The following is a 16,812-nucleotide window of genomic DNA, read 5'->3' on the forward strand; positions in this document are numbered from 1 at the left end:
ATAGGTTATAATTATTATAAGATAAGTGAATACAAAATATAATAAATGTTGATAATTAAGTATAGGTATTAAACTTCGTAAGGGGGTGAGCTGCTTTAGCAGCAAAGAATATGGATAATAACATTGATAAAACTATGCAGTTCGACTTGAATGTTAATAAAGAGGATATGACAAAAGCCATCTTAAATGATGTATATAATGCATTAAAGGAGAAAGGATATAATCCTATAAATCAATTAGTAGGTTATCTAATTTCCGGAGATCCTTCTTACATTACTAGTTATAACGGAGCAAGAGCTTTATTAAGAAAGCTTGAGAGAGATGAAATTATTGAAGAAGTAATAAAATCTTATTTAGAGATAAAGTAGAAAAGTGCCCGTATTTATCGGGCACTTTTAGTTTAAGGAGTACCATATGAGAATATTAGGATTAGATGTAGGATCTAAGACAATAGGAGTAGCAATAAGCGATCCTTTAGGATGGACTGCTCAAGGTATAGATACCATAAGAAGAAAGAATAAAGAGCAGGATATAGAGTTGGTCCACAAGATATGCAAGGATTATGGTGTTGAAACTATAGTTATAGGATTGCCTAAAAATATGAATGGAACTATAGGTGAATCAGGAGAGAGAGTTTTAGCATTAGCGGAACTTATCAAGGAAAAGACTAATCTGCCTATAGAAATGTGGGATGAAAGATTAACTACTGTTGCAGCACATAGAGCTATGCTTGAAGCAGATCTTTCAAGAGGAAAGAGAAAGAAAATTGTTGATAAGGTAGCAGCAACTTATATATTGCAAGGATATCTTGATAAATTAAGACTAAGTAAATAATGTTATATAATATAAAATCTAAGGAGAATTCAAAATGAAAAAAGACGATAAAGTTATTAAATTATTTGATGAAGAAGGAAATGAAGTAAAATTTAACGTAGTAGCTTTCTTTGATATAGTAAATCCAGAAACAGATGAAAAAAATGAATATGTAATTGTTTATGAAGATGGATATAGTGAAGATGATGCATTTGCATTAAAAGTTATTAATGGAGAAGATGGAGAAGAGTTATTAGAAGCAATAGATAATGAAGTAGAGTTAGCAGCTGTACAAGAAGCTTATAACACTATTTTCATAGATGAAGAATAATTAAAATAGAAAGAGGTGTTAGTGTGAGTGCTGTAAATATTGATATAGAAGCATTAAAAGAAAGTTTAAAGCAAAAAGGTTATAAGTTAACGCCTCAAAGAAGATCAATTTTAGATATCATAATTGAAAAAGAAGGAATGCATTTAACAGTTGAAGAAATATATGACGAAGTTAAGAAAGTGTGTCCAGAAATTGGTTTAGCAACAGTATATAGAACTGTTCTATTATTTGAGGAGCTAAATGTTATTTACAAATTAGATTTAAATGATGGATGTAGTAGATATGAATTAGTACATGAAGATGAAGAACATAGGCATCATCATTTAATATGTAATGACTGTAAAAAAGTTATTGAAGTGCAAGACGATCTTCTAGAGGAATTGGAAGAAAGAATTCGAAATACCTATGGCTTTGACATATTAGATCACAGTGTGAAATTTTTTGGAATATGTTCTGAATGTAAAAATAAAAAAGAAAAGTAAGAGAAAAGGTATAACTCAAAAGTGTTGAGAGAAACCCTTTTATATACATATTAAAGAAGAAAAAGGAGGGGACATATGAAAGGAGAAAAAGCCAAGGTTAAGATTATTCCATTAGGGGGACTTAATGAAATAGGAAAGAATATGACTGCTATTGAGTATAAAAATGATATAGTTATCATAGATTGTGGTTTGAAATTTCCAGATGAAGATATGTTTGGAATAGATGTTGTTATACCAGATATAACATATTTATTAAAGCATAGAGATAAGGTTTCAGGTATATTCTTAACTCATGGTCATGAAGATCATATAGGTGCATTACCGTATGTTTTAAAACAACTTAATGTGCCGGTATATGGTACAAAATTAACTTTAGGAATTGTACAAAGTAAATTAAAGGAACATAATTTATTAAGTGCAACTGAACTTATTACAGTAAAACCAAGAGATGTAGTAAGATTGAATTCTGTATCGGTAGAATTTATTAAAACTAACCATTCAATTGCAGATTCTGTTGCTATAGCAGTTCATACACCACTAGGTGCTGTTCTGCATACAGGAGATTTTAAGGTGGATTATACACCAATTGATGGAGAGCCAATGGATTTTGCAAGATTTGCAGAGTTAGGAAAAAAGGGAGTATTATTAATGATGGCTGATTCTACAAATGTAGAAAGGCCAGGATATACTATGTCTGAAAAAATAGTTGGTGAAAGCCTTTGTCGTATTTTTGGTAAGAGCAAAGGTAGAATTATAGTTGCAACATTTGCATCTAATATTCATAGAATACAACAAATAATTGATGCTGCTGCTATGTATGGAAGAAAGGTAGCTGTATCAGGCAGAAGTATGGAAAATATAGTACAAGTAGCTATTGAACTTGGCTATATTAAGATAGAAAAAGAAAACTTAGTAAGTATTGATCAAATCAATAAGTACAATAATGATCAGATAGTTATCATTACAACAGGAAGCCAAGGGGAGCCAATGTCAGCACTGGCAAGAATGGCTACTTCTGAGCATAGAAAAGTAAATATAGTTCCAGGAGATACAATTATTATTTCAGCTACTCCTATTCCAGGAAATGAAAAATTAGTATCTAGAGTTGTTGACCAGTTATTTAAGAAAGGTGCCGAAGTTGTTTATGGATCTTCAGAAGCAGTGCATGTATCAGGGCATGCTTGTCAAGAAGAATTAAAATTAATGCAAACTTTAGTTAAGCCTAAGTATTTCATTCCAGTTCATGGAGAATATAGACATCTTAAACAACATGGTGAATTAGCCAATAGTATTGGAGTTCCAAAATCAAATATATTAATACCTGAAATTGGTGATGTAATTGAAGTTACAAGAAACAGCATTAAGAAGAGTGGTACTGTAATTTCAGGGCAAATATTTGTTGATGGTCTTGGTGTTGGCGATGTTGGAAATATAGTTATCAGAGATAGAAAACATTTATCTCAAGATGGTATATTGACAGTGGTTGTTACATTATCAAAAGAAAATAAAGCTATAATTGCAGGTCCAGACATTATTTCAAGAGGATTTGTATATGTAAGAGAATCTGAAAAATTAATGGATGAAGCAAGAGATATAGTTAGAGATGTATTCACTAAATGTGAAGAGCGAAAAATAACTGACTGGTCTACTTTAAAATCAACAGTTAGGGATGAACTTAAATCGTTCCTGTATGAAAAAACTAAGAGAAAACCTATGATTTTACCAATAATCATGGAAATTTAACACTTAGTTGACAAGAATACTATATGATAGTAAAATGTCTAAGAGATTTTAAATTGGGTACTTGTGTATCCAATTTTATTTTTGGGTAAAATATTTATAGGTTTACATAGTAAGAATCAAATTATTCATTTAAAATTAATTGGAGGAAAATAAATGGAATTAGTTACGAGAAATGATATTAGAAATATAGCGATAATAGCCCACGTTGACCATGGTAAAACTACATTAGTTGATGCCATGTTTAAGGCAAGCCATGTTTTTAGAACAAATGAAAAGATGGATGAGAGAGTAATGGACTCTAACGACTTAGAAAAGGAAAGAGGGATAACTATCCTTTCTAAAAATACAGCTGTTATGTACAACGATATAAAGATTAATATTGTTGATACACCAGGACATGCTGATTTCGGTGGAGAAGTTGAACGTGTACTTAAGATGGTTGACTCAGTTTTATTAGTAGTTGACTCTTATGAAGGACCAATGCCTCAAACAAAGTTCGTTCTTAAAAAGGCATTAGAATTAAAATTAAAGCCAATCGTTGTAATTAACAAAATTGATAAACCAAATGCAAGACCAGAAAATGTTATTGATGAAGTGTTTGATCTATTCTTAGAATTAGGAGCAGATGATGAACAATTAGACTTCCCAATAATTTATGCATCAGCTAGAGAAGGATTTGCAAGATTCAATGTTGAAGATACTAACGAAGATATGGAACCACTATTCAAAACAATAGTAGACCATGTTGAACCACCAAAAGGTGAAATGGATGGGCCTTTCCAAATGTTAGTTACTACATTAGATAGCAGTGAATATGTTGGAAAGATAGCCATAGGTAAGATACATAGAGGTACAGTAAAGAAGAACCAAAATGTTGCCTTAGTAAGACAAGATGGAACTAAATCAAACTACAGAATTACAGCTGTATTCGGATATAATGGATTAAAGAGAGAAGAAGTTGAAGAAGCAGGACTTGGAGATATCATTGCTGTAAGTGGTGTTTTAGATGCTAACATAGGTGAAACTATTGCAGATGCTCAAAATCCAGAAGCTTTACCATTCGTAAAGATTGATGAGCCAACTCTTAGCATGAACTTCATGGTTAATGATTCACCATTCGCTGGTAAAGAAGGTGAGTTTGTAACTTCAAGACACTTAAGAGATAGATTAATGAAAGAATTAGAAACTAACGTAAGTTTAAGAGTTAAAGAAATAACTCCAGATTGCTTCGAAGTTTCAGGAAGAGGGGAACTTCACTTATCAGTACTTATTGAAACAATGAGAAGAGAAGGATTTGAATTACAAGTTTCTAAACCATCTGTTATATTTAAAGAAGAAAATGGTAAGAAAGTTGAACCTATGGAACACTTAACAATTGATGTACCAGAAGAATTCATGGGAGCTGTAATGGAAAAAATGGGTCCTAGAAAAGGTGAAATGGTTAATATGACATCAGCTGTTAATGGATATACAAGATTAGAATTTAGTATTCCAGCAAGAGGACTTATAGGATTTAGAAATGAATTCATGACTGATACAAAAGGTAATGGTATAATGAATCACGTATTTGAAGGATATGCTCCATACAAAGGAGAAATTGATTCTAGAAGTAGAGGTTCAATAGTATCATTCGAACAAGGTGATGCAATTGCTTACGGATTATTCAATGCACAAGAAAGAGGAAGATTATTCATAACTCCAGGAACTCCAGTATACCAAGGTATGGTTGTTGGTGAATGCTCAAGAGCAGAGGATTTAGATATAAATGTTTGTAAAGGAAAGAAACTTACAAACACTAGAGCTTCTGGTTCAGATGATGCAGTTAAATTAGTTCCAGTTACTCCAATGACTCTAGAACAATCAATAGAATTCATAGGAAATGATGAATTAGTTGAAGTAACTCCAGAAAGTATCAGAATAAGAAAGAGATACTTAGATGCTGCTGAAAGAAAGAGAATGATTAGTAGAGGAAAAAAATAATATCGAAAATCATCTAAAAAACTTTTAAAATTCATCAATAAGGTTTATAATAGTGAATAGTCATACGGCTATTCACTAATTATATATAGGGGGTATTTATGAAGAATAATAAAAAGATTGTTAACGTTACAACAATCATTGTAATAATGATAATCATAATTACTATTTGGCAATGTTTTAAGATAGTAGATACACCGCTTAAAATAAAAGATGAAGAAATCATTGAAGTAGCTGAGGGCGATAGCTTTTATGGAGTTCTTAACAAATTATCAGAGGAAGATAAAATAAAAAACGAATTCTTAGTAAAATTGTATTTAAAGATACGTGGGATAAAGCCAGAGGTTTTAGCAGGTACATATAAATTAGATAAAAGTATGACATTAGATGAAATTATTACACTTTTATCTAATGATTCAACTATAGGTAAGATTTACATAACTATTCCAGAAGGATATACAATTGATGATATTGCAACGGAATTAGAAGAAAATAATATATGCAGCAGCGAAGATTTTATTAATTCAGTAAAGAATTACGATTTGCCTGCGTATGTAAGTAATAACCCTAACAAAAGATATAATTTAGAAGGATTTTTATTTCCAGATACATATAGTTTTAATGAAAATGAAAATGCAGATTTTGTAGTAAAAACAATGATTAATAGGTTTGAAGAAGTTTGGCAAGAACTTGTTCAAAGCCTTAATTTATCAATTGCAGATGATGAAATCGAAAAAATAGTTAATGTAGCTTCTATAATTGAAAAAGAAGCAGTAGTTGATAGTGAAAGAAGCTTAATTTCTTCGGTAATATATAACAGAATTGCAATAGAAATGCCTCTTCAAATAGATGCAACGGTGATATATTCATATGGATATCATATTGAAAAGATGTATGAAAAACATTTAGAGATTGATTCTCCATATAACACATACATGTATTATGGACTTCCTATAGGTCCTATTTCAAATCCAGGCAGAGCATCATTAATGGCAGCTTTGAAACCGGAAAAAACTGATTATCTTTATTATCTTTTAGAAAGTGAGTATACACACTATTTTACTGATAATTATGATGATTTCCTTAGAAGGAAAGAAGAATTAGGATATTAATGGAGGAATATGATGAGTGGAATAACATATGATTATATGGAACAATATATTAGAAATTTAATACCAGATAGTACAGGAAAGTTTAGTGAATTAGAAGCGTTTGCTAAAGAAAATGGTGTGCCTATTGCTCAAAAAGAGACAATAAAGTTCTTAGAATTTATGGTTAGCATGAAAAAGCCACTTAGAATTCTTGAATTAGGAACTGCAATAGGTTATTCTGCCATAAAGATGTATGAAGCTGCAGGAACTGAGCCACATATTACAACTGTGGAGAGAAGTGAAGAAATGATTAACTTAGCTAAGGAAAATATCAAGAGCTTTAATTTAGAAAACAAGATAGAAATTAAAGAAGGAGATTGTTTAGAAATTTTAGAAGCCTTAGATGAACCATACGATTTAATCTTTATGGATGCTGGAAAAGGACATTACAATCACTTTTTACCACATTGCTTAAGGTTATTAAAGGAAGATGGAATAATAATAGCAGATAATGTGCTATTTAGAGGAATGGTTGCAAGTGATGAACTTGTAAAAAGAAGAAAGATTACAATTGTAAAGAGAATGAGAAAATATTTAGAATTAGTTTCAGAAGATGAAAGTTTAATTACATCAGTTATTCCTATGGGAGATGGCATAGCTGTAACAAAGAGGAGGTAACTTAATGAGAAAGCCGGAAATACTAGCTCCAGCTGGTAATTTAGAAAAATTAAAGATAGCAATAGATTATGGTGCAGATGCTGTATATTTAGGTGGTTCAAAACTAAATTTAAGAGCATTTTCTAATAACTTTAGCAATGAAGAAATGATTGAAGGTATTAAGTATTGTCATGATAGAGGAAGAAAAGTATATGTTACTTTAAATGTTTTTGCTAGAAATCACGATTTAAATGGAGCAGAAGAATATATAAAAGGGTTATATGATATGGGGGTAGATGCAGTTCTTGTAGCAGATCCAGCATTAATTGCAATTTGCAAGGAAGCAGCACCAGATCTTGAAATACATTTAAGTACTCAAGCAAATACAGTAAATTGGAAAGCAACAAAGTTCTGGTATGATTTAGGAATCAAAAGAATAGTATTAGCTAGAGAGTTAACTTTTAAAGAGATAAATGAAATTACATCTAAGATTCCAAAGGAATGTGATATCGAAGCATTCGTACATGGATCAATGTGTGTAGCTTATTCAGGAAGATGTTTAATATCTAACTACATGATTAAAAGAGATGCTAACAAAGGAATTTGTGGAAATGTATGTAGATACAAATATCATTTAGTTGAAGAAACAAGACCAGGTGAATATTATCCAGTGGTAGAAGATGATAATGGTACATATATAATGAACGCTAAAGATTTATGTATGATTCACTATATTCCTGAGCTAGTTAAGAGTGGAATATATTCATTTAAAATAGAAGGAAGAATGAAGAGTGAGTTCTATGTTGCTTCTGTAGTTAAGGCTTATAGAGAAGCTTTAGATAGCTATTGGGAAAATCCAAGTGCTTATAGATTTAAAGAAGAATGGATGGATATGCTTAAGAAAGTAAGTCATAGACCATATCATACAGGATTCTACTTAGGTATAAACGGTGAGCAAAACTATGAAGATTCATCATATGTTAGAGATTATGAAATAGTTGGAATGGTTAAAGAGTATGATGCTGAAACTCAAACTGCTACAATACTTCAAAAGAATAGAGTATTTGAAGGAGATGAAGTAGAAGTGCTAAGACCAGATGTTCCTTATTTCAAAATTAAATTAGAAGATATGTATGATTTAGATAAAAATAAGAAAACTGATGTAGCTAATAGAGCACATATGATGTTTAAGGTAAAAGTAAATGAGCCATTAAAAGTAAATGATATGCTTGTAAAAGCAAATAATACAATTAATATAAACAATAACTAAGGAGGATCATATAATGGAAAAGCCTATTTTAATTGGTATTACTGGAGGGACAGGTTCAGGAAAGAGTACCATTGCAGATGCATTATATTCTAATTTTTCAAAGGATCGTATCACAATGATACAACAGGATATGTACTATAAAGATCAAAGCCATTTATCTATGGAAGAAAGAGTTAAAACTAATTATGATCATCCAATGGCTTTTGATAATGATCTTTTAGTAGAACACTTACAAAAACTAATTAAGGGCGAAGCAATAGAAAAGCCAAGATATGATTTTACTATCCATAATAGAGCGAAAGATACTACAACTGTAGAACCAAGGGAAATAATAATTGTAGAAGGTATCTTAATTTTAGAAGATGAAAGAATAAGAGACCTTTTAGATATTAAGGTATATGTTGATACTGATGCCGATATAAGAATATTAAGAAGATTAGTAAGAGATATCGATGAAAGAGGAAGAACAGTTGAGTCAGTTATAGATCAATATTTAAAGATGGTTAGACCAATGCATATGGAATTTACAGAACCAACTAAAAGATATGCAGATATAATTATTCCAGAAGGTGGACATAATTATGTGGCAATAGACATTTTAATGGCTAAAATTAGAGATATATTGAAATAATTGTATAGAAACCATTTCCAAGGGCTAGAATTTAGCTGAAGGAGATGGTTTTTTTGTTTTTTAAGAAAAGTATAATAGATAGAAGCAAAGTTATAGCTATGGTATTTTTTGCTTTACTTTTTATGCTTGTTTTAAGACTATATTATATTCAAGTACATCCTGCAAAGTTAGTGCAAGGAGAACTTAAAAACTATCAGACAGAAGTTTTTAATGGAAGCAGATATTCAGTGATAGATACCAATGGTGAAAGTTTAGTAAATGATATTGAAAAATATGTTTTAGTCATTGACTCAAAACCATTTAGGTTAAATAACTACGAGGATACTATTGAAGATTTGCTAGCTTTAAATTTTATAATGAAATCAGAATATTCGGAGTTTTCCTATACAGACGTTATGAGTTCAAGTGGGAAGTTGTATTATTATCTTACTTATGAAAGTTATGAAAAGATTAACAGATTAAGTAATATTAAAGGGATTTATACTTATGTATATACAGAAAGAGAAGCTGCTGAAGCAGGTAAAATAGAAGATATAATAGCAACAGTTGAAGAAAGTCAAGTTCCTGAAGATTCATTGCAAGAAAAAATATATAACTATATAAAGGATAACCAGTATGAAGAAGGAGAATATTCATTAAATGATAAATCTATCTATGAACTTACCAATAAAAGTGATACCTCTGAAAATAAGAATATTCAGCTTACAGTAAACAAGGATTGGACGGAGAAGATTAAGGATGTATTAAATAGTAAAAACTATAGTTTTCTAGACAATGTAGGGGTGGTACTTTTAGAAAGTAATAGCGGGAAAATAAGAGCATTGGTGCAAAAGGATGATGCAATGGCCAATGTTGATTTAGGCATAGGTAGTATAGGGTATGAGCCAGGTTCAATATTTAAGGTGTTAACAGAGTCCATAGTTCTTGATATGGGTCTTACTGATAGTAATGATGTTTATTGTTGTAGTGGAGAAATATGTAGTAAAAATGGAGAACCTTATGCCCATGGACCATTGAGTGTGGATGAAGCATTACAGATATCATGTAATGACATATTTGCACAACTAGGTACTATGGTGGGATATGATAATATGCTTAGATATACTGAGAAACTAGGCTTATATCAAAAAGTTTTAGGGTTAAGTGGTGAGAATAAAGAGGAAGCATTAGGTATAAAGCCAACTTTATCAGAAGGCGTTTCTAACTTCTCTATAGGCCAGTGTATAACAGTTACACCTCTTCAAATAGCTGGAGCTATTAACGCTGTAGTAAATAATGGCGTATATATTAAGCCATATATAATAGAGAATATTGTTGATAATGATGGTAATGTAATTTCTACAGAAGAAAGTGAGAGCAGAAGGGTTTTTAGTACTACAACAAGTGAAATAGTACAGAAAAGCATGAGTGATGTTATATGGCTAGGTACAGGATATGAGGCCAAAGTAGAAGGCATAAATGAAGGTGGTAAAACAGGGACATCTACAGGAGAAGGTGGAGGCACCAATCATGGATGGTTTGCAGGATATTTTGAGTATAACGGACAAAAATATACCTTAGTTGTGGTAGCACCTAATATAGGAGAAACTCATCCTGATGGTAGGGAACTAGGTGGAGGAAATACTGGAGCACCTATATTTAGAGATATAGTAAATTCACTGATAAAATAATTTAGTTATTATAAGCAATATTTTAGCATAGCTTCATATGATATAATAAGCACTATTAGGAGGAACTCTAAGTGATATTATTATCAAATTTCATGGAGTTTTTATGCAGCAATATATTCTTAACAGGATATATATCTGGAAATAATACATTTCCCAAACCTTTAGATGAAAAAGAAGAGGAAAAATATTTACAACTTTTAAAAACTGGTGACAAGAAGGCTAAGAGCATATTAATTGAAAGAAACCTTAGATTAGTAGCACATATTGTGAAGAAATATCAAATCCCCAATAAGGATATAGATGAGTTAATTTCTATAGGCACTGTGGGACTTATAAAGGCAATTGATTCATTTGATGTAACTAAAGGAACTAGATTGGCAACTTATGCATCAAGGTGTATAGAAAATGAAATTTTAATGCTTTTTAGAAATAATAAGAAGCAGAAAAGTGAAACTTTCCTTCAGGACCCTATAGGTGTGGATAAGGAAGGAAATGAAATTAGTTTAATTGATGTGTTAAGCAGTGAAAAAGATTCGGTTATAGATAAAGTTGAAATGAAACTACAGATAAAAGCTCTCTACAATAAGATGAATAGTGCTCTTACTGAACGAGAGGGGGAAATTTTAAAAATGAGATATGGTTTAAAGGATGGTAAATGTAAAACACAAAGAGAGATTGCAGGTATGCTAGGAATTTCTAGATCCTATGTTTCTAGAATAGAGAAAAAGGCTTTAAAAAAATTAAAGAAAGAGTTGTATCCTAAATAGAATTTTTGCATATTTTGCTAGAATATGTTGAATTTATAGAAGAAATGGAATAAAATAAACAATAGAATATGTTTTTTAACATTAGGAGGAATAATAATGTACTTATTAAAAGATTTACTAATAAAAACAATAGAGCTAGGTGCATCAGATCTACATTTAACTGTTGCGTTACCTCCTACAATTAGGGTGAACGGAAAGTTTAGCCAAATAGGTAGCGAGAAATTATTGCCTGATTATATAGAGACATTTGCCAAAGAAATATTAAATGATAACTATGATGAATATTTAGCAAATGGAGAGTTTGATACTTCTTATTCATTACCAGGTATAGGTAGATTTAGAGTAAATGTATTTAAACAAAGAAATAGTGATGCTATAGCAATAAGAGTAATAGCGCCAAAAGCTCCTACAATAGATGAATTAAAACTTCCTGCCACATTAAAAGAAATTGTGAAGGAACAAAGAGGATTAGTGCTAGTAACTGGACCTACAGGATGTGGAAAGAGTACAACTTTAGCAGCTATGGTAAATGAAATCAATAGTACTAGACAAGGTCATATAGTAACTTTAGAAGATCCAATAGAATATCTTCATAAGCACAATAAGTGTATAGTAAATCAAAGGGAAATAGGTAAAGATACAAAAAGCTATCAAAGTGCTTTAAGAGCGGTTTTAAGAGAAGATCCTGATGTAATTTTAGTTGGAGAAATGAGAGATTTTGAAACTATATCTGTAGCAATTACAGCAGCAGAAACAGGACATTTAGTATTTTCAACATTGCATACCATTGGAGCGGCAAAGACAATTGAGAGAATAATTGATGTTTTTCCACCACATCAACAACAACAAATTAAAATACAATTAGCTTCTGTACTTAAGGCAGTAGTATCCCAACAATTAGTGGAAACTATTGATGGAAATGGACGTGTACCTTCTATGGAGATAATGGTTACTACTCCAGGAATACAAAATTTAATTAGAGAAGGTAAAACTCAACAAATAGAATCAGCTGTACAAACAGGAAATAAATATGGTATGAGAACCATGGATATGTCTCTTGCTGAATTATGTAAGAGAGGTGTTATTTCTCAAGATACAGCAATGACATATGCAGTTGATGGAGAAACTTTAAAAAGATTATTAATGTTATAACATATAAAAGATGCACATGATGCATCTTTTTTTACTTTAATTTAAGAATAAGATATATATAAAGGAAAATTTTGATTTTTGTGGAATAATTATTTATAATAAAAAAGTATTGTGAGAGATATTATAGTATTAAATTTTTTATTTATTTATGGTATTATATATTAGGTATAAAGAAATGCTACATAATTACGACAATATAATCGTAATTATGTAAAATGTAGTAATCTGTAAAAATAGTATATTTTACTTATATTTTACAAAACTTTCGATTTCGTTACAAAATTCTAAGATAATTAGCATTTTTACTATTGTTAAATAAGGCAAAAATGTTGTAAAATATAGAATATACTATATTTTATATTGTTGAGTATTATATGAAAATTAAAGGATTATGAGATAGTCAAGAGAGTAATATGAGAATATTAAACTTACAAATAGAGATATTTTAAAGGAGGAGTTTATTTTGTTAGATTTTGAACTAGATATGCAAGAGTTAACTAATATAAAAGTTATTGGCTGCGGTGGTGGCGGTGGAAATGCCGTTAATAGAATGATTTTAGAAGGACTTAAGAATGTAGAATTTATTGTGGTTAATACAGACAAGCAGGCTTTATTATTATCTCAAGCTAATACAAAGATTCAAATTGGAGAAAAGTTAACAAGAGGGTTAGGTGCTGGTGCTAACCCAGAAATAGGTAAGAAAGCAGCTGAAGAAAGTAGAGATGAAATTTCTGAAGCAATTAAAGGTGCAAACATGGTATTCATAACTGCCGGAATGGGTGGTGGAACAGGTACAGGTGCAGCACCAGTAGTAGCTGAAGTAGCAAAATCAATGAACATATTAACAGTAGGTGTAGTAACTAAGCCTTTCCCATTTGAAGGAAAGAGAAGAATGAGACATGCTGAAATGGGAATCGAAAACTTAAAACAAAAAGTTGACACTTTAGTTATTATTCCTAATGAAAGATTATTATCTATGGCTGATAAGAAAACGACTCTTTTAGATTCATTTAGATTAGCTGATGATGTATTAAGACAAGGGGTTCAAGCTATTTCTGACTTAATTACTATTCCTGGGGTAGTAAATGCCGATTTTGCAGATATTGAAACAGTAATGAAAAACAAAGGTTTAGCACACATGGGAGTTGGATATGGTAAAGGTGATAACAAAGCACAAGATGCTGTTAGACAGGCTATATCATCACCGCTTCTAGAAACATCAATAGATGGTGCAACAGGAGTTATCATTAACTTCACAGGTGGAGTTGATTTAGGAGCTATCGAAGTTTATGAAGCTGCAGAAATTGTTAGAGAAGCAGCAGATATTGATGCAAATATAATCTTTGGGGCTGTTATTGATGAAACATTAAATGATGAAATCAGATTAACAGTAATTGCTACTGGTTTTGAAGATGATAGCGATAAGAGCGTTTTATCAACTCCAGAGCAAAAAGTAGAGCATAAGATTGAGACACCTGTTAAGCCTAAAGAAGAAGTAAATACTGAAAAGATTGATCCATTACTTGACTTAGATAGAGAAAGTGTTAATATACCAAGCTTCTTAAGATCAAGAAAGTAGTATAATAAGAGAAACTGTCACAAAAGTGGCAGTTTTTTTATTGCTTTAAAATATTATGATTTTTTTGTGAAGTATATGTAAAAAAAGGTTGAGTGAAATTTTGAATTATCGTATCATTTATGACAAAAAAATTTTTGGTATGAATGTATAATTTAATGCATAGGAGGAAGTTGAATGGAAGTATATTTAGATATTATTTTTATAGAAAATGCTATTATTGACTTATTCCTAATGCTAGTTACTTTACGATTGTTACGATTAAAATATAGAAAAGATGGAATTTATATTGCTGCAATTATTGGAGGTATATATGGATTGGCACCTATTGTAGGCTCAGCAGTTTTAAGTAGTACTTTATTAAAGATTATTGTTGCTATAATTATGATAATTTTATCGCTTAAAGAAAAAGTTTTAAGCAATATATTTAAGGCTACAATAATGTTTTTTATGGTATCATTTATATTATGTGGAGTGACATTCATGAGCTTATTGTCATCTAGTACATATACGATATATGGAGGAATGAGTACATCAGATTATTCTATTAGATGGATTTTGATTTCTATTTTATTTGTAGGGGTCATAGCTATAAGGGTTTATGATACTATAAAAGAACGAGCTGTGATAGATAACTTTATTTATGATATTTATATTAAAAATGATGAGAAAATATTAATGCTTAAAGGATTTTTAGATACAGGAAATGAATTAAGAGAGCCAATAACAAATTTACCGTGCATTTTAATTGAAAATGAATACTTTTTACAGCTTGAATTTAATAAAAAGGATGAGTATGTTATAAGATATAAGACAATAGACAGTAGTGATGTATTACATGGGTTTAGAAGTGATTTTATCAAGATTAAGGGAAAAGATGATTCTGCTTGGAGGGAAATAGATGCAATAATTTGTGGGTGTAAAACTACATTAAGCAAAGAAAATGATTATCAAGTACTATTATCAAGAGGAATTATTTAGGAGGGTTTATGAGAAAATTAATTTTATTTATAAATAGGTTATTTGCTAAATTAAATATATTTTCAAAGAAAGTATATTATGTAGGAGGAAATGATTCTTTACCTCCACCATTAAAAAAAGATGAGGAAGAAGAACTAGTACAAGAACTTATAAATGGAAAAGAAGGTGTACGAGATATACTTATAGAAAGAAATCTTAGACTTGTGGTATATATAGCTAGAAAGTTTGAAAATACAGGAGTTGGTGTGGAAGATTTAATATCAGTGGGAACCATTGGATTAATAAAAGCTGTAAATACTTTTAATCCTGAGAAAAAGATAAAGCTTGCCACATATGCTTCTAGATGTATAGAAAATGAAATTTTAATGTATCTAAGAAGAAATAGCAAGATTAAAGCAGAGGTATCTTTTTATGAGCCTTTAAATATAGATTGGGATGGTAATGAATTGTTATTATCAGATATATTAGGTACAGATAATGATACTGTGTATAATTTGATTGAAGATGAAGTAGACAAGCAATTATTATTTTTAGCACTTAAGAATTTAAATGACAGGGAAAAAGAAATTGTTCGTTTAAGATTTGGACTTAATGGAAAACGAGAAAAGACACAAAAAGAAGTTGCCGATATGCTAGGTATTTCTCAATCATATATTTCAAGACTAGAAAAAAAGATAATAAGTAGACTTAAGAAAGAAATAAATAAGATGATTTAAAATATATTTAGTATAAAAGTACTTTATACAGGGAATAACTATAAATGCAGTATGTTATTACTTCATAAGGAGTTGATGATTTTGATCATTAACAAAGTCGAAATTTGTGGAGTTAATACTTCAAAATTACCTGTAATAAAGGAAAAAAAAGAGTTAATTATTAAGATGAGAGAAGGCGACAAAAAGGCAAGAGAAACTTTTATCCAAGGAAACCTACGATTAGTATTAAGTGTTATACAAAGATTTAATAACAGGGGAGAAAATGTAGATGACTTATTTCAAGTGGGATGTATAGGATTAATGAAGGCTATAGATAATTTTGATTTAGAGCAAAATGTGAAATTTTCTACATATGCAGTTCCAATGATAATAGGTGAAATTAGAAGATATCTTAGAGATAATAATGCTATAAGAGTAAGTAGGTCATTACGAGATATTGCTTATAAAGCATTATTAGTAAGAGATCGTTTGGTGAAGGATAATAATCAAGAACCTACTATGTCGCAAATTGCTAAGGAGCTAAATATTCCTAGAGAGGAAGTTGTTTTTGCATTAGATGCAATTCAAGATCCAGTATCTTTGTTTGAACCTATTTATCATGATGGTGGAGATGCTATATATGTAATGGATCAAATTAGTGATTCTAAAAATAGTGATGATAGCTGGCTAGAGAATATATCCATTAGGGAGGCGATGAAAAAGTTAAATAATAGGGAAAAATTAATTTTAACCCTACGTTTTTTTAATGGCAAGACTCAGATGGAAGTAGCAGATGAAATAGGAATTTCACAAGCACAGGTTTCAAGATTGGAGAAAACAGCTCTAAAGCACATGCGTAAATATGTTTAGGACTCGAAAGAGTCCTTTTTTTATGGGAAAAAGCAAATTTGTACCAATGAACCTTCAATAAGTATATTCAGTAATAAATATACATATTAATTAAATATATAGATTG

The 16,812-nt window shown here is 30.4% G+C and carries 17 protein-coding genes; all 17 read left to right on the plus strand.

Features of this window, described 5'->3' with window-relative positions:
• Positions 1-110: 110 nt before the first annotated feature.
• The 17 genes from Q5O44_RS08490 to sigG all read left to right on the plus strand — a co-directional run bounded on the left by Q5O44_RS08490 (position 111) and on the right by sigG (position 16,706).
• A complete protein-coding gene (locus tag Q5O44_RS08490) occupies positions 111-368 on the plus strand; it encodes an IreB family regulatory phosphoprotein (RefSeq protein ID WP_022167982.1) in 258 nt (85 codons plus the stop codon).
• A gap of 46 nt (positions 369-414) precedes the next feature.
• Complete coding sequence (ruvX, locus tag Q5O44_RS08495; protein ID WP_022167983.1) at positions 415-834, plus strand: Holliday junction resolvase RuvX; 420 nt, start codon at positions 415-417, stop codon at positions 832-834.
• A 34-nt stretch (positions 835-868) separates the two neighbouring features.
• Complete coding sequence (locus Q5O44_RS08500) at positions 869-1,144, plus strand: DUF1292 domain-containing protein (protein ID WP_022167984.1); 276 nt, start codon at positions 869-871, stop codon at positions 1,142-1,144.
• A 23-nt stretch (positions 1,145-1,167) separates the two neighbouring features.
• A complete protein-coding gene (locus Q5O44_RS08505) occupies positions 1,168-1,626 on the plus strand; it encodes a Fur family transcriptional regulator (protein ID WP_022167985.1) in 459 nt (152 codons plus the stop codon).
• A 75-nt stretch (positions 1,627-1,701) separates the two neighbouring features.
• Positions 1,702-3,369, plus strand: a complete 1,668-nt coding sequence (locus tag Q5O44_RS08510; protein WP_022167986.1) for a ribonuclease J — start codon at positions 1,702-1,704, stop codon at positions 3,367-3,369.
• 153 nt (positions 3,370-3,522) lie between these two features.
• Positions 3,523-5,349 carry a translational GTPase TypA gene (typA, locus tag Q5O44_RS08515; protein WP_022167987.1) on the plus strand — a complete coding sequence of 609 codons (1,827 nt, stop codon included), beginning with the start codon at positions 3,523-3,525 and terminating at the stop codon, positions 5,347-5,349.
• 98 nt (positions 5,350-5,447) lie between these two features.
• Positions 5,448-6,458, plus strand: coding sequence for an endolytic transglycosylase MltG (gene mltG / locus Q5O44_RS08520; protein ID WP_022167988.1), 1,011 nt, complete (start codon positions 5,448-5,450; stop codon positions 6,456-6,458).
• Positions 6,459-6,470: 12 nt separating this feature from the next.
• Positions 6,471-7,115 carry an O-methyltransferase gene (locus tag Q5O44_RS08525; protein WP_022167989.1) on the plus strand — a complete coding sequence of 215 codons (645 nt, stop codon included), beginning with the start codon at positions 6,471-6,473 and terminating at the stop codon, positions 7,113-7,115.
• Positions 7,116-7,119: 4 nt separating this feature from the next.
• Positions 7,120-8,364: a U32 family peptidase gene (locus Q5O44_RS08530; protein ID WP_022167990.1), complete on the plus strand. Its 1,245-nt coding sequence runs from the start codon at positions 7,120-7,122 to the stop codon at positions 8,362-8,364.
• 13 nt (positions 8,365-8,377) lie between these two features.
• Complete coding sequence (gene udk, locus Q5O44_RS08535) at positions 8,378-8,995, plus strand: uridine kinase (protein ID WP_022167991.1); 618 nt, start codon at positions 8,378-8,380, stop codon at positions 8,993-8,995.
• Positions 8,996-9,048: 53 nt separating this feature from the next.
• A complete protein-coding gene (locus Q5O44_RS08540) occupies positions 9,049-10,665 on the plus strand; it encodes a penicillin-binding transpeptidase domain-containing protein (RefSeq protein ID WP_022167992.1) in 1,617 nt (538 codons plus the stop codon).
• Positions 10,666-10,736: 71 nt separating this feature from the next.
• Complete coding sequence (gene sigK / locus Q5O44_RS08545) at positions 10,737-11,432, plus strand: RNA polymerase sporulation sigma factor SigK (RefSeq protein WP_022167993.1); 696 nt, start codon at positions 10,737-10,739, stop codon at positions 11,430-11,432.
• A 96-nt stretch (positions 11,433-11,528) separates the two neighbouring features.
• The gene (locus Q5O44_RS08550) at positions 11,529-12,584 is read left to right on the plus strand and encodes a type IV pilus twitching motility protein PilT (protein ID WP_022167994.1); all 1,056 of its coding nucleotides are present in this window, start codon (positions 11,529-11,531) and stop codon (positions 12,582-12,584) included.
• A 463-nt stretch (positions 12,585-13,047) separates the two neighbouring features.
• Positions 13,048-14,163, plus strand: a complete 1,116-nt coding sequence (gene ftsZ / locus Q5O44_RS08555) for a cell division protein FtsZ (protein WP_022167995.1) — start codon at positions 13,048-13,050, stop codon at positions 14,161-14,163.
• Positions 14,164-14,337: 174 nt separating this feature from the next.
• Entirely contained in the window at positions 14,338-15,141 is an 804-nt protein-coding gene (locus tag Q5O44_RS08560) for a sigma-E processing peptidase SpoIIGA (protein ID WP_022167996.1), read from the plus strand.
• Positions 15,142-15,149: 8 nt separating this feature from the next.
• The gene (gene sigE, locus Q5O44_RS08565) at positions 15,150-15,857 is read left to right on the plus strand and encodes an RNA polymerase sporulation sigma factor SigE (RefSeq protein WP_022167997.1); all 708 of its coding nucleotides are present in this window, start codon (positions 15,150-15,152) and stop codon (positions 15,855-15,857) included.
• Positions 15,858-15,938: 81 nt separating this feature from the next.
• Complete coding sequence (gene sigG / locus Q5O44_RS08570; RefSeq protein WP_022167998.1) at positions 15,939-16,706, plus strand: RNA polymerase sporulation sigma factor SigG; 768 nt, start codon at positions 15,939-15,941, stop codon at positions 16,704-16,706.
• The last annotated feature ends 106 nt before the right edge of the window (positions 16,707-16,812 follow it).

Source organism: Clostridium sp. CAG:221 (genome assembly GCA_000435835.1).
Lineage (GTDB): Bacteria > Bacillota > Clostridia > Clostridiales > Clostridiaceae > Clostridium.

Bases quoted from the DNA above. Each gene is read 5' to 3' on its own strand.
- Q5O44_RS08490 (WP_022167982.1), top strand. From the start codon at position 111: ATGGATAATAACATTGATAAAACTATGCAGTTCGACTTGAATGTTAAT.
- ruvX (WP_022167983.1), top strand. From the start codon at position 415: ATGAGAATATTAGGATTAGATGTAGGATCTAAGACAATAGGAGTAGCA.
- Q5O44_RS08500 (WP_022167984.1), top strand. From the start codon at position 869: ATGAAAAAAGACGATAAAGTTATTAAATTATTTGATGAAGAAGGAAAT.
- Q5O44_RS08510 (WP_022167986.1), top strand. From the start codon at position 1,702: ATGAAAGGAGAAAAAGCCAAGGTTAAGATTATTCCATTAGGGGGACTT.
- typA (WP_022167987.1), top strand. From the start codon at position 3,523: ATGGAATTAGTTACGAGAAATGATATTAGAAATATAGCGATAATAGCC.
- mltG (WP_022167988.1), top strand. From the start codon at position 5,448: ATGAAGAATAATAAAAAGATTGTTAACGTTACAACAATCATTGTAATA.
- Q5O44_RS08525 (WP_022167989.1), top strand. From the start codon at position 6,471: ATGAGTGGAATAACATATGATTATATGGAACAATATATTAGAAATTTA.
- Q5O44_RS08530 (WP_022167990.1), top strand. From the start codon at position 7,120: ATGAGAAAGCCGGAAATACTAGCTCCAGCTGGTAATTTAGAAAAATTA.
- udk (WP_022167991.1), top strand. From the start codon at position 8,378: ATGGAAAAGCCTATTTTAATTGGTATTACTGGAGGGACAGGTTCAGGA.
- Q5O44_RS08550 (WP_022167994.1), top strand. From the start codon at position 11,529: ATGTACTTATTAAAAGATTTACTAATAAAAACAATAGAGCTAGGTGCA.
- Q5O44_RS08560 (WP_022167996.1), top strand. From the start codon at position 14,338: ATGGAAGTATATTTAGATATTATTTTTATAGAAAATGCTATTATTGAC.
- sigE (WP_022167997.1), top strand. From the start codon at position 15,150: ATGAGAAAATTAATTTTATTTATAAATAGGTTATTTGCTAAATTAAAT.